Genomic DNA, 21106 nt, shown 5'->3' with positions numbered 1-21106 from the left:
GGGGCGTCGTACACTGGTGTGACAACAACTCACATCAGGAGACCCGCATGACCGCCCTGCCCGTCAGCCGCTACCCCATCCCCGATCTCGCCAGCCTGCCCGACGACGTGCGCGAGCGCATCCTCGGCGTGCAGGAGAAGGCCGGCTTTGTGCCCAACGTCTTCCTCACCCTGGCCCACCGGCCGGCCGAGTTCCGCGCCTTCTTCGCCTACCACGACGCGCTGATGGAGAAGGACGAGGGCCTCACCAAGGCCGAGCGCGAGATGATCGTCGTCGCCACCTCGGGCGCCAACCAGTGCCTGTACTGCGTGGTGGCCCACGGCGCGATCCTGCGCATCCGCGCCAAGAATCCCCGCGTCGCCGACCAGCTCGCCACCAACTACCGCAAGGCCGAGATCACCCCGCGCCAGCGCGCGATGCTGGATTTCGCCATGAAGCTGTCGGCGGATTCCGCGTCGGTGGGCGACGCCGACATCGACACCCTCAAGGCCCACGGCTTCGACGACGAGGCGATCTGGGACATCGGCGCGATCACCGCCTTCTTTGCCATGAGCAACCGCCTGGCCAACCTCACCTCGATGCGCCCCAACGACGAGTTCTATCTGATGGGGCGCCTGCCCAAGACGTGACGCTCAGGCGCCCACGGCCTCCGGCGCGGCGAGCAGGGCGTTGAAGGCCTCGTTCGTCAGCGGACGGCCGAGCAGGTAGCCCTGAAAGGCGTCGCAGCCGAGTTCCTGCAGGGCGCGCAGCTGGAACGCATCCTCGATGCCCTCGGCCGTGCACTGCAGCTTGAGGGCGCGAGCCAGCCCGATCACCGCCCGCAGCATCGCCATCGCCTGGCCGCCAGGCTGGAGCAGGGGCTGGATGAAGGCCCGGTCGATCTTCAGGCGGTCGAAGCCGAAGTGCTGCAGGTAGGACAGCGACGAGAAGCCGGTGCCGAAGTCATCCAGCGCCAGTTGCACGTCGAGCGCACGCAGGGCTTCGAGCACGCGGCGTGCGATGCGCCGGTCGGCGAGGGTCGATTCGGTGATCTCCAGCTCCAGCCGGCGGGCCGGTAGTCCGCTGTCGCTGAGCGCCTTGCGCACCGCATCGACCAGCCCCAGGTCGTTGAGCTGGCGTACCGACAGATTGACAGCCACCCGCAGGGGGCGATCCCAGCCCACTGCGTCGGCACAGGCCCGGCGCAGCACCCACAGCCCGATGGGCACGATGAGGCCGGACTCCTCGGCCAGCTCCAGGAAGTCGGATGGCGGCAGCAGGCCCAGGTGCGGGTGCCGCCAGCGCAGCAGCGCCTCGGCCGCCACCGGCGGGCCGCCGCCGGCCTCGAAGACGGGCTGGTAATGCACCTCCAGGGTGCCGCGGCGGATCGCCTCGGACAGCTCGTGGGTCCGCCGCAAGCGCGTCGACACCCGCGTGCCGATCTCCTCGTCGAACACGACCAGGGTGTTGCGACCTTTCATCTTGGCGGCGTAGAGGGCCATGTCGGCGCAGCGCAGCAGATCGGTGCGGTTGTGGGCGTGGGCCGGCGCGAAGGCCAGCCCGGCGCTGGTACGCACCTCCAGGCGCAGATCGCCGATCAGGAATGGGTGGCTCAGGTTTTCGAGGACGCGCCGGCTGTGGTCCGCCATCGCCATCGGGCCGCCAGCGCCCGCCAGCAGGATGGCGAACTCGTCGCCCCCCAGGCGGGCCAGGGCCAGCCGGGTGCTGCCGCCGGGCGGCTTCTCGAGGCGGCGGGCGACCGCCGCGAGGAGGCGGTCGCCAACCCCGTGGCCGTGGGCATCATTGACGGCCTTGAAGGCGTCCAGATCGAGCACCAGCAGGCCGACGGGCTGGGCCGGCCCGGCCGGGTGGAAGCAGGTGTCGAGGGCGTGGTTGAACGCATGGCGATTGGCCAGCCCGGTGAGGCTGTCCCGGGTGGCGAGCCGTTCGAGTTCCTGGCGGTGGATCTGGTCGGCGGTGACATCCACGCCCACCCCGCGCCAGCCGATCACCTCGCCGCGGCCGGATAGCAGCGGCTTGCCGCTGAGCGACCACCACTGGCTGCCCGCTGACGTCTGCAGCGGCAGGATCAGGTCGCGGAAGGCCCGGTGGCTGGCGAGCCGGCTGGCCAGCAGGCGGGTGGCGTTGGCGAGATCGGTCCGGCGGCTGGCGTTGGCGGTCTCCAGCGCGGCGATCAGCCCGACCCCCAGCAGCGACGCGTCGCTACGGCCGAGGGCTTCGGCGAGGCGTGTCGAGGCGTGGGTGAGCCGCCCGTGGGCGTCGCATGCCCAGAACCAGTCGCGGGAGGCGTCTTCGAAGTCGGTCAGCAGCAGGGCGACCATCTGGGTCTGGCGCTCGGCCTCGAACTCGGCCAGGCAGCGTTCGACGAACTCCCGGGACGTGGCGAGCATGTCGCGGGTGACCACGGCGGCGTAGAGCAGCACGGCCACCGCCGCGGCGAGGCTGGTCTCCCGGTCGATCTGCCAGAGGGTGATCAGGGCCGCCGTCACCAGGGTGCCGAGCCACACCATGCCGGCCGGGGGGAACCGGGCGTAGCTGAGGGCTTCGGCAAACAGCACGCCGGCACTGAGGATGCCCAGCTGCATGCGCAGCTCGTCGTTGCCGCGCAGGAACAGCCAGCTGGTCATCACGATGAACAGCAGCGCGGTGACCAGCGCCTGCAGACAGACCAGCTCCGGCGTGATCAGCCGGGGGCTGTCGAGGCCCCGGGCGAGGCGCGGCAGCCAGAACTTCGACAGGGGGTTCAGGGCCATCGCGGCCAGCCACGCCACTGCCAGATAGGGGTCGATCAGCGGCCCGGCCATCCACACGAAGAGCGTGGCGACCGCCAGCATGGCCAGATCGGTGACCCACAATGAGGTGCGGGCGCGGTCCAGCTGACGTTCGAGCAGCCGCGCCTCGTCAAGCCCGGCCGGCCTCCAGGCATCCCTGATGCCAGCCAGAAGTCCACTTGGGCGGATACGCACAGGTGGCAAGGGTCTGGTCGTCAATGTGATGCCTTCTGGCAATGTCAATGGATTATTTTAACAGATTGTGATGTTCCTGGCGGTCTGGTCGGGGTGCGCGTGGTGGGCGACACCTTGGGAAATCCTTCGCATAGATCAAGGATTTCGGTCGGGCGGAGGCATAGGATCGATCCCCTCGACAATGACCACGAGCCCAACATGGATGTTTCCCGCCGCCGCTTTCTGGGTGCACGTGTGCCCGGCCCGGCGCCGTTTCGTCCGCCGTGGAGTGTCGTGGAGGCCGCCTTCCTCGATCGTTGCACCCGCTGCGACGACTGCGTGAAGGCCTGCCCCACCGGGCTCCTGCAGCGGGGTGACGGGGGGTATCCGGAAGCCGACTTCTCGGCCGCGGCCTGCACTTTCTGTGGCGACTGCGCCAAGGCCTGTGCCAGCGGCGCCATTGGCCGCGACACCACGCAGCCGCCCTGGTCGTTCGGGGTCGTCATCGGCGAAGGCTGCCTGGCAGCCCAGAACGTCGAGTGCCGCATCTGCGGCGAAGCCTGCGATGCCGGCGCGATCCGTTTCCGTCCCCGTATCGGCGGCGTTCCGCTGCCCGATGTCGATCTCGCCGCATGCACTGGCTGCGGCGCCTGCATTGCGCCCTGCCCGGTGGTGGCGGTGACCCGCAAGGCCCTTCCTTCCGCCCTGGAGCAATCATGAACATCGTCAGTCTCGTCCTGCGCATCAAGCCGGAGACCCGGGCGGAGGCCGAAGCGGCCCTGACCGCCTTTCCCGGCGTCGAATGCCACGGCATGTCGGACGACGGCAAGCTCGTCGTCACCGTCGAAGACGCCGAAGGCGCCGCCATGTCCGACACCCTCATCGCCCTGCACCGCGTGCCGCAGGTGCTCGCCGCCACCCTGGCCTACGAGCACTGCGGCGTCGAGGACGGCGACAGCCCTGTTTCGAATCAACCGGAAGCCCTGAAATCCCCCTGCGAGGAGGCTCAATCATGACCATCAACCGACGCGACTTCATCAAGACCCAGGCGATCGCCACGGCCGCCGCCACGGCCGGCATTTCGCTGCCCGCCCTCGCAGCGAAGAAGGAGGACGCCCCGGCGCCCGCCGAGAACGCCACCGCCGTGCGCTGGGACAAGGCGGCCTGCCGCTTCTGCGGTACCGGCTGCTCGGTGCTGGTGGGCGTGCAGAACGGCCGTGTGGTGGCCACTCAGGGCGATCCGGATTCCCAGGTCAATCGCGGCCTGAACTGCATCAAGGGCTACTTCCTGTCCAAGATCATGTACGGCGAGGACCGCCTCACCCGCCCGCTGCTGCGCATGAAGGACGGCAAGTACAGCAAGGACGGCGAGTTCACCCCGATCACCTGGAACCAGGCCTTCGACATCATGGCCGAGAAGTGGAAGACCGCGCTGAAGGCCGAAGGCCCGGGCTCGATCGCCATGTTCGGCTCTGGCCAATGGACGATCTGGGAAGGCTATGCCGCCGCCAAGCTGATGAAGGCCGGCTTCCGCTCCAACAACCTCGACCCCAACGCGCGCCACTGCATGGCCTCGGCCGTGGCCGGCTTCATGCGCACCTTCGGCATCGACGAGCCGATGGGCTGCTACGACGACATCGAGCAGGCCGACGCCTTCGTGCTGTGGGGCAGCAACATGGCCGAGATGCATCCGATCCTGTGGACGCGCATCACCGACCGCCGCCTCACCAAGACCGACGTGCAGGTGCACGTGCTGTCCACCTTCGAGCATCGCAGCTTCGAGCTGGCCGACAACGGCATGATCTTCGTGCCCCAGACCGACCTGGCGATCCTCAACTACATCTGCAATCACATCATCCAGGCGGGCAAGGTCAACCAGGAGTTCGTCAAGAAGAACGTCAACTTCAAGATGGGCGAGACCGACATCGGCTTTGGCCTGCGCCCGGCCCACGCGCTGGAGAAGGACGCCAAGTTCAACGGCTACCCCGGCGCCGACGGCAAGCCCAAGAACAACCCGAACGACGCCAAGCCGGCCACGTTTGAAGACTTCAAGAAGTTCGTCTCGACCTACACCCTCGACTACACCGCCAAGCTCACCGGCGTGCCCAAGGATCGCCTGCAGAAGCTGGCCGAGCTGTACGCCGACCCGAAGAAGAAGGTCGTCAGCTTCTGGACGATGGGCTTCAACCAGCACACCCGCGGCACCTGGGTGAACAACATGATCTACAACGTCCACCTGCTGGTGGGCAAGATCTCCACCCCGGGTTCCGGCCCGTTCTCCCTCACCGGCCAGCCGTCGGCCTGCGGCACCGCCCGTGAAGTGGGCACCTTCGCCCACCGTCTGCCGGCCGACATGGTAGTGACCAACCCGGATCACCGCCACCACACCGAAGAGATCTGGCAGCTGCCCGAAGGCACCATCAACGAGAAGATCGGCTACCACGCCGTGGCCCAGAGCCGCGCCCTGAAGGACGGCAAGCTCAAGTGCTACTGGACGAGCACCACCAACAACATGCAGGCCGGCCCCAACGTCAACCAGGAGATCTACCCGGGCTGGCGCAACCCGGCGGCCTTCGTGGTGGTGTCGGATGTATACCCCACCGTCTCGGCCCTCGCCGCCGACCTGATCCTCCCGTCGGCGATGTGGACCGAGAAGGAAGGCGCCTTCGGCAACGCCGAGCGGCGCACCCAGTTCTGGCGCCAGCAGGTCAAGGCGCCGGGCGAGGCCAGGTCCGATCTGTGGCAGTACATGGAGTTCTCCAAGCGCTTCAAGGTCGAGGAAGTGTGGCCGGCCGAGCTCATCGCCAAGAAGCCGGAGCTGAAGGGCAAGACCCTCTACGACGTGCTGTACGCCAACAAGGTGGTGAACAAGTTCCCGAAGGCCGATCTCGCCAAGGCCAACGAGCACGCCATCAAGAACTACACCAACGACGAATCCGAAGCCTTCGGCTACTACGTGCAGAAGGGCCTGTTCGAGGAATACGCGCTCTTCGGCCGCGGCCACGGCCACGATCTGGCCTTCTTCGACGTCTATCACAAGGCCCGCGGCCTGCGCTGGCCGGTGGTCGATGGCAAGGAAACCCTGTGGCGCTTCCGCGAGGGTTACGACCCGTACGTCAAGGCCGGTGAGGGCGTGAAGTTCTATGGCCACAAGGACGGCAAGGCGGTCATCTTCGCGCTGCCCTACCAGGACCCGCCCGAGAAGCCCGATGCCGAGTTCGACCTGTGGCTGTGCACCGGCCGCGTGCTGGAGCACTGGCACACCGGCACCATGACCCGTCGCGTGCCCGAGCTGCACAAGGCGGTGCCCGAGGCGCAGGTCTTCATGCACCCGGATGACGCCAAGAAGCGCGGCCTCCAGCGTGGCATGCAGGTCAAGGTCCAGTCCCGGCGTGGCGAGATGATGGCCCGCATCGAGACCAAGGGCCGCAACAAGCCCCCGGTCGGCCTGATCTTCGTGCCCTTCTTCGACGAATCCAAGCTGGTGAACAAGCTCACGCTCGACGCCACCTGCCCGATCTCGAAGGAAACCGACTACAAGAAGTGCGCCGTCAAGGTAGTGCGCGCCTGATCTTCCAGGTGGCTGGCTGCAGGCTGGGCTGACGCCTGGCCTGTCGCCACCACCCGGATCAAAGCAGAACAATCATGGATACCGGCAAGAAACCCGCCCGCAAGCCCTCCGATGCCGCCTCACCGGCGTCGGCGGCCCGGCGCAAGTTCATCAACAGCGTGGCTGCCGCGGCTGGCGGCGGCTGTCTGCTGGCGCTCGGGGCGGGGCTGTATGCCAAGAGCGCGTCGGCCTTGCCGGCCCAGGCCCTGCGTCCGCCCGGCGCCTTGCCTGAATCCGACTTCCTTGCGGCCTGCGTGCGCTGCGGCCTGTGCGTGCGCGACTGCCCCTACGACACCCTCCACCTCGCCGATCTCGGCGATCCGGTCGTCGCCGGCACGCCCTACTTCACCGCCCGCCAGGTGCCCTGCGAGATGTGCGAGGACATCCCCTGCGTGAAGGCCTGCCCCACCGGCGCCCTCGACCGCAGCCTCACCGACATCAACAAGGCCCAGATGGGCCTCGCCGCCCTCGTGGACCACGAGAGCTGCCTCAACTTCCTGGGTCTGCGCTGCGACGTGTGCTACCGGGTGTGCCCGGTCATCGACAAGGCGATCACCCTCGAAACCCAGCACAACCCGCGCTCCGACCGCCACGCGATGCTGCTGCCGACGGTCCATTCCGACGCCTGCACCGGCTGCGGCAAGTGCGAGAAATCCTGCGTGCTGCCGGTCGCGGCGATCAAGGTCTTCCCGCGCCAGCTGGCCCAGGGCGCGCTGCCGGCCCACTACCGCAAGGGGTGGGAAGAAAAGGCCCGCCACGGCGGATCGCTGATCGGCGATCAGGTCGAGCTGCCCGTGCGCGGCTTCGAGGGCCCCACTGCCGGACGCGCCGCCACCGAAACCGTGGTCGCCCCGACTGGCCCGGCGCCGGCACCTGCCGCGCCGGCCGCGCCACCGCCGCCTGCGAAGGCCGCCGGCGGCATCAACTCCCACTGGAAGCCGTAGATCATGGCGACCACCACGATTTCTTCCGCCAGGCCGGCCGACGCCGCCTGCGCCCCGGCCCGCAGCCTGTGGCAGCGTCAGCGCTGGCTGATCCTCCGCCGCACCAGCCAGCTGCTGATCCTGTTGGCCTTCCTGGCCGGGCCGTGGTTCGGGGTGTGGATCGTCAAGGGCAACCTGTCCTCGTCCCTCACCCTTGGCGTGCTGCCCCTCACCGATCCGCTGCTGGTGCTGCAGACCCTCGTCACCGGCCATCTGCCGTATTCGTCGGCGTTGATCGGCGCGGCCATCGTGCTCGGCTTCTACCTGCTGGTGGGCGGGCGGATCTTCTGCAGCTGGGTGTGCCCGGTCAATGTGGTCACTGACGCCGCCGCCTGGAGCCGTCGCCGTCTCGGCATCAAGACCGGCCGGGTGCCCGACGCTGCGACCCGCTACTGGCTGCTGGGCGGTCTGCTCGTGGCCGCCGCCGTCACCGGCAGCCTGGCCTGGGAATGGGTCAATCCGGTGTCGCTGCTGCACCGGGGCCTGATCTTCGGCATGGGCGGCGGGCTGTTCGTGATCGCCGGCATCTTTCTGTACGACCTGCTGGTGGCCAGCCGCGGCTGGTGTGGTCACCTGTGCCCGATGGGCGCTTTCTACGGCCTGCTCGGCAGGAAGGCGCTGGTGCGCGTCTCCGCCAGCAAGCGCGCCGCCTGCGACGACTGCATGGACTGCTTCGCGGTGTGCCCCGAACCCCAGGTGATCCGCCCGGCCCTCAAGCAGGTCGGGCAGGAGAGCCCCCTGATCCTGGCCTCAGACTGCACCACCTGCGGCCGCTGCATCGATGTGTGCGACAAACAAGTTTTCAAAATGACCCATAGGTTCGATCAAAGGAGCGAGTGATGAACAAGCCGACCTTCCATTCCGCCCGCCTGCGGGCAGCCGCCCTGGCCGTGTGCCTTGCCCAGACTTTCCTTGCTCCTGTCGCTGCTGTTGCCGCTGGCGAGCCGGCCATCAAGCTCATGACCCTGCGCGGTGCCGAAATCAACGCCAGCGACCCAGAAGGCGACGGCACCCGTTACGGCCGCGATTCCGCCCCGTTGCCCCGGGATTTCGTCCAGCAGCCGCCGCTGATCCCCCACACCATCAAGGGCTACACGGTCACCAAGAATTTCAACAAGTGCCTCGACTGTCACGCCTGGGCCCGTGCCAAGGAAACCGGCGCCACCAAGATCTCGGTGACCCACTTCAAGGATCGCGAAGGCCAGGAGCTGTCCAGCGTGTCGCCGCGCCGCTACTTCTGCAACCAGTGCCACGTGCCCCAGAGCGACGCCAAGCCGCTGGTGGGCAACACCTTCAAGCCCGGCACCGGGATGCGTTGACGGATAGACAAGGGAGTTCGGACAAATGGATACCAACAACAAGGGCCTGATCGGGCGCATCCGATCCCTCGGCTGGGGGTTTGCGGCGATGCTGTTCATCGCCGGCATCGTGTTCTGGGGCGGCTTCAACACCGCCATGGAATGGACCAACCGGGAAGCCTTCTGCATCTCGTGCCACGAGATGAAGGACAACGTCTATCAGGAGTACCGCTCCACCATCCACGCCTCCAACCGCTCCGGCGTGCGGGCCACCTGCCCGGACTGCCACGTGCCGAAGGAGTGGGGCCCGAAGATCATCCGCAAGATCCAGGCTTCCAACGAAGTCCTGCACAAGGTTCTGGGTTCGATCGACACGCCCGAGAAGTTCAACGCCAAGCGGCTGGAGCTGGCCAAGCATGAATGGGAGCGGATGAAGAAGACCGACTCCCGCGAGTGCCGCAACTGCCACAACTTCGACAGCTTCGACTACGCCGAGCAGGGCCGCCGTTCGTCCAAGATGCACCAGACCGGCCTGAACGAAGGCAAGACCTGCATCGACTGCCACAAGGGCATCGCCCACACGCTGCCGGAAGTCGAACAGGCCATTGGCGCGCCGAAGGAAGGCGCGACGCCGGAGGAATTCCATCCGCCCACGCCCAAGCCTGAAGAGGCCAAGCCTGAGGCCGACAAGGCCGCGAAGGGCTGATCCGCCGACATGGAGCACCCCGGGTCGCAAGGCTCGGGCAAGGGGGGAGGCGGGCCGCGTCATGCGGCCCGTTTTCCGTCTGGAGAAAGGCCTACTGCCGCCAGGGTGAAGCGACTGGAGTAAGATTCGGGTAACCCCTGCCGCCGGATGTCCCGGCTGGCATTTTCTCTCCCGAACTCCGGAGTCGGACTCTCTTGGTTCCCATGCGGAATGATGACGAATCCCAGGCCTGCCTGCTGAGCGCGATCCTCGAAGGCTCGGAGGACGGCGTGCTGGCGGTAGATCGGGATAATCGCCTCGTCGCCGTCAACGAGCGTTTCTTCTCGGTGTGGGGCGTGCCCCGTCCGCCCGGACCGCTGGCCGCGCTGTTCCGGAGCCCCTTCGATCCGATCTACGACGCGGTGTTGTCGCGGGTTGTTGCGCCCGCGCACTTCCAGGAATGGGGGCTCCATGTGCTTCCGCTCATGGAGCAGGTGGATTCCGGCGATGTGCCCCTCAAGGATGGCCGCACGCTCCGGGGGCATGCCATTCCCTGGCGGGCAGGCAACGGCGAGCTGCTGGGCCGGATCTGGTATTTTCGGGATGTCACCGAGATGGTCCGCTCGATCCAGACCATCGAAGCGAGCGAGCGGCGCTACCGCACGGCCTTCCAGACGACCCTCGATGCGATCGCCATCACGACCCTGGCGGGCGGCGTTTACGTCGACGTGAACCAGGCTTTCCTGGACATCACGCAATACAGCCGCGACGAGCTCATCGGCCGCAGCTCCCTGGAGCTTGGCATCTGGGCCGACACCAACGACCGCGTGTCCTTTGCCGAGAAGGTGCGCCGGGAGCAGGCGCGGGTCAGGCTGGAGGCCCGTTTCCGCAAGAAGAACGGGGAGATCTTCTGGGGCATGTTCTCGGTGTCGCCGATGGAGTTCAACGGCGAGCCCTGCCTGCTGTCGATCACCCGCGACATCACCGAAAGCAAGGCCGCCCAGGACGAGCTGGCCCGCCATCGGGACAGCCTGGAGCTGCTCGTCGCCGAGCGGACCGCCGAGCTGTCCCGGGCCAAGGAGGCCGCCGAGGCCGCCAGCGTGGCCAAGAGTGCCTTCCTGGCCAACATGAGTCATGAGATCCGCACGCCCCTCAACGCCATCACCGGCATGGCCTACCTCATCCGCCGCGGCGGGCTCACGCCCGAGCAGGCGGCCCAGCTCGACAAGCTGGTGGGGGCGGGCGAGCACCTCCTCAAGATCATCAATGGCGTCCTCGAGCTCTCGAAGATCGAGGCCGGCAAGATCGTCGTGTCCGAAGCGCCGCTGCGGGTCGAGAGCGTTCTGCAGAACGTCGTCTCGATGCTTCATGTCCGCGCCGTCGAAAAGCGCCTGCGGCTCGCCACCGAGTGCGATCCGCTGCCCGCCGATCTGCTGGGCGACGCCACGCTGTTGCAGCAGGCGCTGCTCAATTACGCGGCCAACGCGGTGAAGTTCACCGAAGGCGGCAGCGTGATCCTGAGGGTGAAGCTGCTGGAGGAAACCCCCGACGCTGCCCTGCTGCGTTTCGAGGTCGAGGATTCCGGCATCGGCATCGACCCGGAGGTGCTGTCCCGACTCTTCCGCGCCTTCGAGCAGGCCGACAACACCATGACCCGCAAGCACGGGGGGACGGGCCTGGGGCTGGCGATCACCCGCGAACTGGCGGAGCGGATGGGCGGGGCTGCGGGCGCATCCAGCTGTCCGGGGGTGGGCAGCACGTTCTGGTTCACCGCGCGGCTTGGGCGTGGTCAGCGTGCCGGTCTGCCTGCGGTGCACTTCGACGCCGACGCCGACGCCGAGGCCACCCTCATGGAGTCCTTTGCCGGACGGAGGATCCTCCTCGCGGACGACGAGCCCATCAACCGTGAGATCGCCGAACTGATGCTGGTCGGCGCCGGCCTGCAGGTCGACACCGCCGAGGACGGCGCCGAGGCGGTGCGGCGCGTGGCGCAGGACGCCGGCTACGACCTGATCCTGATGGACATGCAGATGCCCAACATGGACGGCCTGGAGGCCACGCGGCAGATCCGCGAACTGCTCCAGGGCCGGAACATCCCCATCGTCGCCATGACCGCCAATGCCTTCGCCGAAGACCGGGCGCGGTGCCTGGCTGCCGGCATGGACGACTTCATCGCCAAGCCGATCGATCCTGACCGGGTCTTCTCGACCGTCCTCTGCTGGCTGCGGCAACGGGCTTCCGAGCTCGGCTGAACGGCCGAATCAGCCTTAATCCGTTCCTTTGTCATTCCCGCGGCTGCCGCCAGAACGCAGTCGCGGCGCGTGTTCCCGCCTGCTCGCGGGCGTCCGGTGCTGCCACTGCCCGGCCCGCTTGACCGCCATCAAGGACTCGTCCCCCCTCCAGCCCGCACCATCCCGGCCAAGCTGCGTCGTGCAGCGATGCCATCCAGGGAGGTTCCATGAGCGGGACATTCACAAAATCAATGGCGCGAAACATCTTCTTCGGGGGCACTGTTTTCTTTGCGCTCCTGTTCATCGCGCTGACCTTCGATTCGATGCAGACCCTTCCCAAGCGGGACAACCGGGCCAACCTGACGCCGGCTGTCGCGGCGGGCAAGAAGGTGTGGGAGGTCAATAACTGCATCGGTTGCCACACCCTGCTGGGTGAGGGCGCGTATTTCGCTCCCGAGCTGGGCAACGTCTACAAGCGTCGCGGCCCCGAGTTCATCAAGGCCTGGATCCAGTCCCAGCCCACGGGTGCCCCGGGTCGTCGCCAGATGCCCAACTTCCACCTGACCGACCAGCAGCTGAACGATCTCGTCGAGTTCCTGAAGTACACGTCCGAGATCAACACTGCCAACTGGCCGCCCAACATCGAAGGCTGATTGCCGATCTGAAAGGGAGCTATCAACCATGCAATATTCCTCACAGTCGGTCGCGAAGCCATACTTCATCGCGGCCATCGGGCTGTTCCTTGGTCAGATCCTGTTCGGCCTCATCATGGGCCTGCAGTATGTGATCGGCGACTTCCTGTTCCCCGCCATCCCGTTCAACGTGGCCCGGATGGTCCACACCAACCTGCTGATCGTCTGGCTGCTCTTCGGCTTCATGGGCGCGGCCTACTACATGATCCCGGAAGAGGCCGAGACCGAGCTGTACTCGCCAAAACTGGCGCTGCTCATGTTCTGGGTCTTCCTCGTCGCCGGTGCGGCGACCATCCTCGGTTATCTGCTCGTGCCCTACGCCACCCTGGCGAAGTTCACCGGCAATGACATCCTCGAGACGATGGGCCGGGAGTTCCTCGAGCAGCCGCTGCTGACCAAGATCGGCATCGTGGTCGTCGCGCTGGTGTTCCTGTTCAACCTGACCATGACCATGCTCAAGGGCCGCAAGACCTCCATCGGCATCGTGCTGATGATGGGCCTGTGGGGCCTGGCGGTGATGTTCCTGTTCTCGTTCTACAACCCGCACAACCTGGTGCTGGACAAGTACTTCTGGTGGTGGGTCGTGCACCTCTGGGTCGAAGGCGTCTGGGAGCTCATCCTCGGTGCACTGCTGGCCTTCGTGCTGGTCAAGGTGACCGGTGTCGACCGCGAAGTGATCGAGAAGTGGCTGTACGTCATCATCACCCTGACCCTCGTCACCGGCATCATCGGTACCGGCCACCACTACTTCTGGATCGGTACGCCGGAATACTGGCAGTGGTGGGGTTCCGTGTTCTCTGCCCTCGAGCCGATCCCGTTCTTCGCGATGACCGTGTTCGCCTTCAACATGGTGAACCGCCGCCGCCGCGAACACCCGAACAAGGCCGCCACCCTGTGGGCCCTCGGTACCGGCGTGATGTCCTTCCTGGGCGCTGGCGTGTGGGGCTTCCTGCACACCCTTGCTCCGGTGAACTACTACACCCATGGCACGCAGATCACCGCGGCTCACGGTCACATGGCCTTCTACGGCGCCTACGCCATGGTTGTCATCACCATCATCAGCTACGCCATGCCGATCCTGCGGGGCCGCGCTGCCAACAGCGAAAAGGCGCAGGTGATGGAGATGTGGTCGTTCTGGCTGATGACCGTCGCGATGGTGTTCATCACCCTGTTCCTGACCGCCGCGGGCATCCTGCAGGTCTGGCTGCAGCGCTACAGCGCCACGCCGATCCCGTTCATGGCCGCGCAGGACCAGCTGGCGATCTTCTACTGGCTGCGTGAAGGCACTGGCGTGATGTTCCTGGTGGGCCTGCTGGTCTACATCGCCAGCTTCTTCGTGGGCGGCGAGACCAAGAGCCGCGCAGCCTAAGCTGTTTCAGGTGGTAAGTTGGTACGACGAGCCCGGCGCAAGCCGGGCTTTTCGTTTCTGGTCGAGCAGTGGGGTGCGCGCGATGCCCATTTCGGGGGCGGTTTCCGGCATGACATGGTGCAGGCAGCGTCACGCCGGGTGGCAAAGTGCTTTTATGCACCACTGCAGTGCTTCAGCCATCCGGGATGCTTCGTCATGGGGCGTTTCCGTGCCGTGCAAGCCCGGATTCCCGTGGTTTCGGGGCGGCACGGCATTTGCTGTGGGTTTGTTAAAAACCTACATCAGAGAGAGCAGTCATGGAATCGGATTCCGTCATTCTCGGCCTGCTCGGCCGCATTCATGTACTCATGCGCCGGGTGACCAACCGCATCACCGATGTGGAGTACATGCGTAGCAACAAGGAATACGCCCGGGAGATCGTGCGGCTCGCCGGTGAAACCGGCCATGCCGAACTCATCGAGCTGTGCGACCGCCTGCGGGCGGCCATGGAGCTCGATCCGCCCCCGGAAAGCGACACCCCGGCTCGCGCCAGTCTGCTGGAGCGGCTGCGCGCTGGCCGGCCGGCGGCAACCCATCCGGTGGATCGCTACGTGGGTACCCTGCGCTAGTCAGTCACGCCGGCCCGACCGCCCGGGCCTGTTCGTCGGCGTCGAGCGGTTCCATCCAGCGAAGCTGCCGGTCGAGCACATCGACGGTGGCTTCCGACGCGTCGCCGTGGCGCGCCAGCAGGCGGCGGCGGAGTTCGCCAGCAGGTGCCGAGCAGGCCAGGATGCCCATCGGGGCGCCGTGGGCGCTGGCAAGGGCGAGGAAGCGCGTCCGCTCGTCGCGCCGCAGGAAGGCTGCATCCACCACCACCGACCAGCCGGCGGACAGCAGCAGTCCGGCGGTGTCGTGGAGCATGGCGTAGGTGCGCAGGGTGCTGTCCGGGGTGTAGATGCCGCCGGGCACTGCGCGGCTGTCGTCCAGGGGGCCGAGGCCGAACAGCCGCTTGCGCTCCACGTCCGAGCGCAGGCGCAGGGTGGTGGCGCTTGTATCGGCGAGGAGCAGATCGGCGCTGGCGGTGGTCTTGCCCGAGCCGGACACCCCGAAGGTGATGGTGAGCCGCGGGGGCGGCGGGGATGCGATCTCGCCGGCGAGGCGCAGGTAGGCGTCCACGCCCTCGCGCTCGCCGCCCAGCCCGGCTACCTTGGCGCGCACCATCGCCCGATACACCGCATAGAAGCGCAGCACCTTCATGGCCTCGAAATCGCCCGAGACGGTCAGCCACTCGTTGAGCAGCCAGGTGGCCAGATCGGGGCGCCGGTGATCGAGGAGGTCGATGTAGGTGAAGGCGATCTCCGAGGCCACGTCGATCCAGCGCAGGCTGTCGTTGAATTCGATGCAGTCGAAGGGCGTGATCCGGTCGTCCAGCAGCACCAGATTGCCCAGGTGCAGGTCGCCGTGGCATTCACGCACCCGTCCGGCCGCCTTGCGGGCGGCGAGGGTGGGGCGGATGCGCGCGTACTCGTCGCGGGTCCAGGCTTCGAGGGCGGCGAGGCGGTCGGCGTGCGCTGGCGCCAGGGTGACGAGCTCGGTGAAGTTCTCGATGGCCTGGGCGAACACCTGGGCTGGCTCACCGAAGGGGCTCTCAGGGCCGGCCACCGCGGTGCGGGTGTGAAAGCGGTGCAGGGTGGTCGCCAGGGCCGACAGCTGGTCGAGCCGCAGGTGGCCGTGGGCGCACACGTGGTCGAGGCGCTGGGCTTCGGGGAAGCGGCGCATCCGCACGGCCCATTCCTCGCCGTCGTCGCTGTGGCCGATGGCCTCCGTGCCCAGGTATAGATCCGGCGCGAACTGCCGGTTGAGACGCAGCTCCGCCTCGCAGCAGCAGCGCCGGCGCGCGGCGTTGCCGTAATCGAGAAAGGGCAGGCTGATCGGTTTCTTGATCTTCCAGGCCAGCGCGCCGGCCAGCAGCAGCCACGAGATGTGGGTCTCGATCACTGTCGCGTCGTGGCGCGCCCGGAAGTCTTCCAGCCAGGGGGGCAAGGGGGCAGTCATGAGCGGATTATCGTACCGTCAAGCCGATGTTGTTCAGCCGGCCGCCCGGCCCGGGGCGGCCGGTGCAGCCCCGCGGGTGAATACGGCGCCCGCGTCGTCGCTCGGCAGCAGCGGCGCATCGGCCGGCGCGACGTGGGCGAGATAGCCGAGGCTGCCCAGGTATGCGGCCAGCGCCAGCAGGAAGGCCGGTACGCTGGTGCGTCGGTGCGGGCCCCATTCGTTGGCATCCGCGCGGCCGGGCCAGAAGGCCAGCTTGAAGGTGAAATACAGCCCGAGCACAGGCACCAGCTGGGCCAGCCACACCCATCCACGCCAGTCCAGATCGTGGCTGCGGCGGATGAGGGCGCGGATCTTGAAGAACCCGCCGGCGAATCCGGCCAGCAGGCACAGGGGCATGGAGCCGAGCGTGAAGAGCGCGATGAGGCCCAGGTTGATGGCGGTCAGACCCACGAGGAAGCTCTGGAACATCAGGCCGCGACCGAAGCGCCCGTTGAGTCCGACGCCGAGGAATTCGCTGGCAACCGGCACCGTCTTGTCCATCGCGCCCTGGGGCTGGGCGGCGTTGGCGCTCTTGGCCGCCTGGGCGGCCAGAAACCCCGGCATGTTGATCGAGCACGCCCGGCACACGGTGCGCAGCGACTGGGTCTCGCCACAGGCCGGGCAGACCACCTGGGGCAGGCCCGAGGCGCTGCTGCGGGTGGTGTCATCGCGGGCGGCGCTGAGGCGCTTGTCCAGCATGTCGGGCGGCAGGGGCGGGTCGATGGCCACCTTCAGGCCGATCCCCTTCAGTCGCAGCTCGTAGCGCTGGGCCTCGACGGCGGAGAGGCCCTTGCGCAGACGCACGCGCTGGCCCGAGAACACCTGATGGATGGTCTGGTGGGAACATCCGAGCAGGGTCTGGAGCTGTATGCGGGCGACGCTGCGGTCGTAGCCCGGCAGGGTTTCGCCAAAGAAGACGATGTTATGGACGGGTTCCAAGGTGCTTTCCCGATGGCGTGTCGGGCGGGATTCTACGGCCCCACCGGCTGTCGGGCAATGACGGGCAGATGAACGGGCGGCGGGCGGGCGCTTTCGCCGGCTGGCCGCCGGTGATATGTTCGCGCCCTTTTCCGCCGGAGCCGCCGATGAACGCCGCCGCCGACCCCTTTGATTTCCGGCCCGCCACCCTGGCCGAGGCCGAAGCGCAGATCGCTGCCATCCGCGAGCGTCTTGCCGGGCGTGGGCTGGCCCACCGCAACCCGCCCCCGCCGCCCACCGCCTGCTGCGGCCGAGGCTGCAACGGCTGCGTGTGGGAAGGCTTCTACGCGGCCCTCGGATGGTGGCGCGACGACGCCCGCGCACTGCTGGCGGATACGCCAAAACCCTTGTAAAATCCGCCGCTTGCCGAGGAGCGTTGCGACCTGCTGATGAAGCCATCCAGCAGGCCAGGCTCGGCAACCGATCAACGGCGCTCACAAACCTTGCCAGGTTTGTTGCGCCGTTTTTCTTTGCGCGCCCCGGCCGATTTTTTTAGGAACCGCCATGCAGCCCGACCGTACCGCCGAACTCCACAATCAACTGACCCACCGCATCCTGATCCTCGACGGGGCGATGGGCACGATGATCCAGCAGCACAAGCTGGGTGAAGCCGACTACCGGGGGGCGCGTTTCGCCGAACACGGCAAGGATCTCAAGGGCAACAACGACCTGCTGGTGCTCACCCGGCCAGACGTGGTCGGCGGCATCCACCGGGCCTACCTGGAGGCCGGCGCCGACATCATCGAGACCTGCACCTTCAACGCCACCCGCGTGTCGCAGGCCGAATACGGCCTCGCCGACGTGGCCTACGAGCTCAACGTGGAAGGTGCCCGCCTCGTGCGCGCGCTGTGCGACGAATTCACCGCCGCCAACCCGGCCAAGCCGCGCTATTGCGCCGGCGTGCTCGGCCCCACGTCGCGCACCCTGTCGATCTCTCCGGACGTGAACGATCCGGGCTACCGCAACATCAGCTTCGATGCGCTGGTGGACGACTACTACGATTCGGCCAAAGGCCTGCTCGAAGGCGGCGCCGACATCCTGCTGATCGAAACCATCTTCGACACCCTCAACGCCAAGGCCGCGGTGTTCGCGGTCGAGAAGCTGTTTGCGGATCTGGGCAAGCGCGTGCCGGTGATGATCTCCGGCACCATCACCGACGCCTCCGGCCGCACCCTGTCGGGCCAGACCGCCGAGGCTTTCTGGAACTCCCTCTCCCACGCCCAGCCGATCAGCTTCGGTCTCAACTGCGCGCTGGGCGCCAAGGAGCTGCGCCAGTACGTGGAGGAGCTCTCCAACGTCTGCAACACCTTCGTCTCGGCCCATCCCAACGCCGGCCTGCCCAACCCCCTGTCGCCCACCGGCTACGACGAGACGCCCGAGCAGCTGGCGAGCGAGATCGTCGAATGGGCGCGCTCCGGGCTCGTGAACATCGTTGGCGGTTGCTGCGGCACCTCGCCGGCGCACATCAAGGCGATCGCCGATGCGGTCAGTCTCGTCACCCCGCGCACGGTGCCGGATATTGAAAAGAAGCTGCGCCTGTCGGGCCTGGAGCCCTTCAACGTGGGTGCCGACTCGCTGTTCGTGAACGTGGGCGAGCGTACCAACGTCACTGGCTCCCGCGCGTTTGCGCGGATGATCCTCGAAGGCCGCTTCGACGACGCCCTGGCGGTGGCCCGTCAGCAGGTGGAAAACGGCGCCCAGGTCATCGACATCAACATGGACGAGGCGATGCTCGACTCCCTCGCGGCGATGGAGAAGTTCCTCAAGCTCATCGCCTCCGAGCCGGACATCTCCCGCGTGCCCATCATGCTCGATTCGTCCAAGTGGAGCGTGATCGAGGCCGGCCTCAAGTGCATCCAGGGCAAGGGCGTGGTCAACTCCATCTCGATGAAGGAAGGCGAGGCCGAGTTCCTGCGCCAGGCGCGCCTGTGCCGCCAGTACGGCGCCGCGGTGATCGTGATGGCCTTCGACGAGAAGGGCCAGGCCGACACCTTCGCCCGCAAGACCGAGATCTGCGCCAAGGCCTACGAGCTGCTCACCGGCATCGGCTTCCCGCCCGAAGACATCATCTTCGACCCGAACATCTTCGCCATCGCCACCGGCATCGAAGAGCACGACAACTACGCCGTGGACTTCATCAACGCCGTGGCGTGGATCAAGGCCAACCTGCCTTACGCCAAGATCAGCGGCGGCGTCTCCAACGTGAGCTTCAGCTTCCGCGGCAACGACCCCGTGCGCGAGGCGATCCACACCGTGTTCCTGTACCACGCCATCAAGGCCGGCATGAGCATGGGCATCGTCAATGCCGGCATGCTCGGCGTCTACGACGACCTGGAGCCCGAGCTGCGCGCCAAGGTCGAGGACGTGGTGCTCAACCGCCACCCCGGCGCCGGCGAGGCGCTGGTGGAGTTTGCGCAAACGGTGAAGGAAGGCAAGGCCAAGGATTCCGGGCCGGATCTGTCCTGGCGCGAGCAGCCGGTCGAGGCGCGCCTGAGCCACGCGCTGGTCAAGGGCATCACCGATTTCGTGGTGGCCGACACCGAGGAAGTGCGCGCCAAGCTCGAAGCCGAAGGCAAGCCGCCGCTCTCCGTGATCGAAGGCCCGCTGATGGCCGGGATGAACGTGGTGGGCGACCTCTTTGGCGCTGGCAAGATGTTCCTGCCCCAGGTGGTCAAGTCGGCCCGGGTGATGAAGCAGGCCGTGGCCCACCTCATCCCCTACATCGAAGCCGAGAAGCTGCGCACCGGCGCCACCAGCAAGGGCAAGATCGTCATCGCCACCGTGAAGGGCGACGTCCACGACATCGGCAAGAACATCGTCGGCGTGGTGCTCGGCTGCAACGGCTACGACGTGGTGGACCTGGGCGTGATGGTGTCCTGCGACAAGATCCTCCACGCGGCCCGCGAGCACGGCGCCCAGGCCATCGGCCTGTCCGGCCTCATCACGCCGTCGCTCGAAGAGATGAGCCACGTGGCCACCGAGATGCAGCGCCAGGGCTTTGCCGATGGCCAGTCGATTCCGCTGCTGATCGGCGGCGCCACCACCAGCCGCGCCCACACGGCCATCAAGATCGCTCCCCACTACAGCGGGCCGGTGATCTACGTGCCCGATGCGTCCCGCGCGGTGGGCGTGGTCACCAGCCTGCTCTCCGAAGGCCAGCGTGACGGCTACGCCGCCGAGGTGGCCGCCGACTACGAGAAGATCCGCGCCCAGCACGCCGGCAAGAAGGGCGTCGCGATGGTCAAGCTCGACGCCGCCCGCGCCAACGCCTTCCGGTGGAACCTCGACCCGGCCTACAAGCCGGTCAAGCCCGCCCAGCTGGGTGTGCACGCCTTCGACATCGACCTCGCCGAGCTCGTCGATTTCATCGACTGGGGCCCGTTCTTCCAGACCTGGGATCTGGCCGGCAGCTACCCGAAGATCCTCGACGACGAGATTGTCGGCGAGACCGCCCGCGAGCTCAAATCCGACGCCGAGGTGATGCTCGCCCGGATGGTCGCCGAGCAGGACACCAACCCGTGGATCAAGGCCCGCGGCGTGATCGGCCTGTTCCCCGCCAACGCGGTGGGTGACGACATCGAGATCTACGCCGACGAATCCCGCAGCAACGTGCTGATGACCTGGCGCGGCCTGCGCCAGCAGCACGAACGCCCGGCCGGCAAGCCCAACTACTGCCTGGCGGATTTCGTCGCGGGCAAGGAATCTGGCGTGGCCGACTACGTGGGCGCCTTCGCGGTAACGGCCGGCCTCGGCATCGAGGGCCGCCTCGCTGCCTATGAGCGCACCCACGACGACTACCACGCGATCATGCTCAAGGCGCTCGCCGACCGCTTCGCCGAAGCCGCCGCCGAATGGCTGCACACCCGCGTGCGCAAGGAGTTCTGGGGCTATTCGGCGGCCGAGACCTTCAGCACCGAAGAGCTCATCAAGGAAGCCTACCAGGGCATCCGCCCGGCTCCCGGCTACCCGGCCTGCCCCGATCACACCGTCAAGGGCGACCTCTTCAAGCTGCTCGATGTGCCCGCCAACACCGGCATGGGCCTCACCGAGAGCTTCGCGATGACCCCGGCGGCAGCCGTCTCCGGCTTCTACTTCGCCCACCCGGATAGTCACTATTTTGCGGTCAGCAAGATCGGGCGGGATCAGCTGGAGGATTGGGCGAAGCGCACCGGCATGACGGTGGCCGAAGCGGAAAGGTGGCTGGCGCCGCTGCTGTAAGCGATCGAGCAGGATCCGGGGGAT

At 67.1% G+C, this 21106-nt stretch carries 17 protein-coding genes and 1 riboswitch; of the genes, 14 read left to right on the top strand and 3 right to left on the bottom strand.

What is annotated here, in order from left to right; translation table 11 throughout:
- The first annotated feature begins 47 nt into the window (after window positions 1-47).
- On the top strand, window positions 48-629 hold the full coding sequence (locus QQK25_RS07645) for a peroxidase-related enzyme (RefSeq protein WP_284187404.1): 582 nt from the start codon (window positions 48-50) through the stop codon (window positions 627-629).
- A 3-nt stretch (window positions 630-632) separates the two neighbouring features.
- Here the strand turns inward: QQK25_RS07645 and QQK25_RS07640 are convergent, their stop codons facing one another.
- Window positions 633-2966 (bottom strand): putative bifunctional diguanylate cyclase/phosphodiesterase, encoded by a 2334-nt coding sequence (locus QQK25_RS07640; protein ID WP_284187424.1) that lies wholly within the window; start codon window positions 2964-2966, stop codon window positions 633-635.
- 198 nt (window positions 2967-3164) lie between these two features.
- Here QQK25_RS07640 and napF point away from each other — a divergent pair, with 198 nt between their 5' ends.
- The 11 genes from napF to QQK25_RS07585 all read left to right on the top strand — a co-directional run bounded on the left by napF (window position 3165) and on the right by QQK25_RS07585 (window position 14421).
- Complete coding sequence (gene napF, locus QQK25_RS07635; protein WP_284187403.1) at window positions 3165-3665, top strand: ferredoxin-type protein NapF; 501 nt, start codon at window positions 3165-3167, stop codon at window positions 3663-3665.
- Window positions 3662-3961, top strand: a complete 300-nt coding sequence (locus QQK25_RS07630) for a chaperone NapD (protein ID WP_194271157.1) — start codon at window positions 3662-3664, stop codon at window positions 3959-3961. The genes napF and QQK25_RS07630 overlap by 4 nt, the downstream gene beginning before the upstream one ends.
- Window positions 3958-6516, top strand: coding sequence for a nitrate reductase catalytic subunit NapA (gene napA, locus QQK25_RS07625; protein ID WP_284187402.1), 2559 nt, complete (start codon window positions 3958-3960; stop codon window positions 6514-6516). Before QQK25_RS07630 ends, napA begins: the two co-directional genes overlap by 4 nt.
- Window positions 6517-6590: 74 nt before the next feature.
- A complete protein-coding gene (napG, locus tag QQK25_RS07620) occupies window positions 6591-7499 on the top strand; it encodes a ferredoxin-type protein NapG (protein WP_284187401.1) in 909 nt (302 codons plus the stop codon).
- Between the two features lie 3 nt (window positions 7500-7502).
- Entirely contained in the window at window positions 7503-8378 is an 876-nt protein-coding gene (gene napH / locus QQK25_RS07615; RefSeq protein ID WP_284187400.1) for a quinol dehydrogenase ferredoxin subunit NapH, read from the top strand.
- Window positions 8378-8857 carry a nitrate reductase cytochrome c-type subunit gene (locus QQK25_RS07610; RefSeq protein WP_153160662.1) on the top strand — a complete coding sequence of 160 codons (480 nt, stop codon included), beginning with the start codon at window positions 8378-8380 and terminating at the stop codon, window positions 8855-8857. The genes napH and QQK25_RS07610 overlap by 1 nt, the downstream gene beginning before the upstream one ends.
- Before the next feature lie 25 nt (window positions 8858-8882).
- Window positions 8883-9542 (top strand): NapC/NirT family cytochrome c, encoded by a 660-nt coding sequence (locus QQK25_RS07605; RefSeq protein ID WP_153160660.1) that lies wholly within the window; start codon window positions 8883-8885, stop codon window positions 9540-9542.
- A 203-nt stretch (window positions 9543-9745) separates the two neighbouring features.
- Window positions 9746-11773 (top strand): PAS domain-containing hybrid sensor histidine kinase/response regulator, encoded by a 2028-nt coding sequence (locus QQK25_RS07600; RefSeq protein ID WP_284187399.1) that lies wholly within the window; start codon window positions 9746-9748, stop codon window positions 11771-11773.
- Between the two features lie 206 nt (window positions 11774-11979).
- Window positions 11980-12405, top strand: coding sequence for a c-type cytochrome (locus QQK25_RS07595; protein WP_284187398.1), 426 nt, complete (start codon window positions 11980-11982; stop codon window positions 12403-12405).
- A 28-nt stretch (window positions 12406-12433) separates the two neighbouring features.
- Complete coding sequence (locus QQK25_RS07590) at window positions 12434-13813, top strand: cbb3-type cytochrome c oxidase subunit I (protein WP_153160655.1); 1380 nt, start codon at window positions 12434-12436, stop codon at window positions 13811-13813.
- 296 nt (window positions 13814-14109) lie between these two features.
- Window positions 14110-14421, top strand: a complete 312-nt coding sequence (locus tag QQK25_RS07585; protein WP_284187397.1) for a hypothetical protein — start codon at window positions 14110-14112, stop codon at window positions 14419-14421.
- A 4-nt stretch (window positions 14422-14425) separates the two neighbouring features.
- Here the strand turns inward: QQK25_RS07585 and QQK25_RS07580 are convergent, their stop codons facing one another.
- Window positions 14426-15847, bottom strand: a complete 1422-nt coding sequence (locus tag QQK25_RS07580; RefSeq protein WP_284187396.1) for a bifunctional aminoglycoside phosphotransferase/ATP-binding protein — start codon at window positions 15845-15847, stop codon at window positions 14426-14428.
- Window positions 15848-15880: 33 nt separating this feature from the next.
- Window positions 15881-16825, bottom strand: coding sequence for a DUF805 domain-containing protein (locus QQK25_RS07575; protein WP_284187395.1), 945 nt, complete (start codon window positions 16823-16825; stop codon window positions 15881-15883).
- A 146-nt stretch (window positions 16826-16971) separates the two neighbouring features.
- On the opposite strand from QQK25_RS07575, the gene QQK25_RS07570 reads away from it, so the two are divergent.
- Both QQK25_RS07570 and metH read left to right on the top strand, forming a co-directional pair.
- Window positions 16972-17217 (top strand): oxidoreductase-like domain-containing protein, encoded by a 246-nt coding sequence (locus QQK25_RS07570; protein WP_284187394.1) that lies wholly within the window; start codon window positions 16972-16974, stop codon window positions 17215-17217.
- A 9-nt stretch (window positions 17218-17226) separates the two neighbouring features.
- Window positions 17227-17307: riboswitch (S-adenosyl-L-homocysteine riboswitch) on the top strand.
- Between the two features lie 61 nt (window positions 17308-17368).
- Window positions 17369-21082: a methionine synthase gene (metH, locus tag QQK25_RS07565; protein WP_284187393.1), complete on the top strand. Its 3714-nt coding sequence runs from the start codon at window positions 17369-17371 to the stop codon at window positions 21080-21082.
- Window positions 21083-21106: the final 24 nt, after the last annotated feature.

This window comes from Zoogloea oryzae (assembly GCF_030161255.1).
GTDB classification, from domain to species: domain Bacteria; phylum Pseudomonadota; class Gammaproteobacteria; order Burkholderiales; family Rhodocyclaceae; genus Zoogloea; species Zoogloea oryzae.
This window is presented reverse-complemented; position numbering and strand designations above follow the sequence as displayed.

Bases quoted from the DNA above. Each gene is read 5' to 3' on its own strand.
- QQK25_RS07645 (WP_284187404.1), top strand. From the start codon at position 48: ATGACCGCCCTGCCCGTCAGCCGCTACCCCATCCCCGATCTCGCCAGC.
- napF (WP_284187403.1), top strand. From the start codon at position 3,165: ATGGATGTTTCCCGCCGCCGCTTTCTGGGTGCACGTGTGCCCGGCCCG.
- QQK25_RS07630 (WP_194271157.1), top strand. From the start codon at position 3,662: ATGAACATCGTCAGTCTCGTCCTGCGCATCAAGCCGGAGACCCGGGCG.
- napA (WP_284187402.1), top strand. From the start codon at position 3,958: ATGACCATCAACCGACGCGACTTCATCAAGACCCAGGCGATCGCCACG.
- napG (WP_284187401.1), top strand. From the start codon at position 6,591: ATGGATACCGGCAAGAAACCCGCCCGCAAGCCCTCCGATGCCGCCTCA.
- napH (WP_284187400.1), top strand. From the start codon at position 7,503: ATGGCGACCACCACGATTTCTTCCGCCAGGCCGGCCGACGCCGCCTGC.
- QQK25_RS07610 (WP_153160662.1), top strand. From the start codon at position 8,378: ATGAACAAGCCGACCTTCCATTCCGCCCGCCTGCGGGCAGCCGCCCTG.
- QQK25_RS07605 (WP_153160660.1), top strand. From the start codon at position 8,883: ATGGATACCAACAACAAGGGCCTGATCGGGCGCATCCGATCCCTCGGC.
- QQK25_RS07600 (WP_284187399.1), top strand. From the start codon at position 9,746: ATGCGGAATGATGACGAATCCCAGGCCTGCCTGCTGAGCGCGATCCTC.
- QQK25_RS07595 (WP_284187398.1), top strand. From the start codon at position 11,980: ATGAGCGGGACATTCACAAAATCAATGGCGCGAAACATCTTCTTCGGG.
- QQK25_RS07590 (WP_153160655.1), top strand. From the start codon at position 12,434: ATGCAATATTCCTCACAGTCGGTCGCGAAGCCATACTTCATCGCGGCC.
- QQK25_RS07585 (WP_284187397.1), top strand. From the start codon at position 14,110: ATGGAATCGGATTCCGTCATTCTCGGCCTGCTCGGCCGCATTCATGTA.
- QQK25_RS07580 (WP_284187396.1), bottom strand. From the start codon at position 15,847: ATGACTGCCCCCTTGCCCCCCTGGCTGGAAGACTTCCGGGCGCGCCAC.
- QQK25_RS07570 (WP_284187394.1), top strand. From the start codon at position 16,972: ATGAACGCCGCCGCCGACCCCTTTGATTTCCGGCCCGCCACCCTGGCC.
- metH (WP_284187393.1), top strand. From the start codon at position 17,369: ATGCAGCCCGACCGTACCGCCGAACTCCACAATCAACTGACCCACCGC.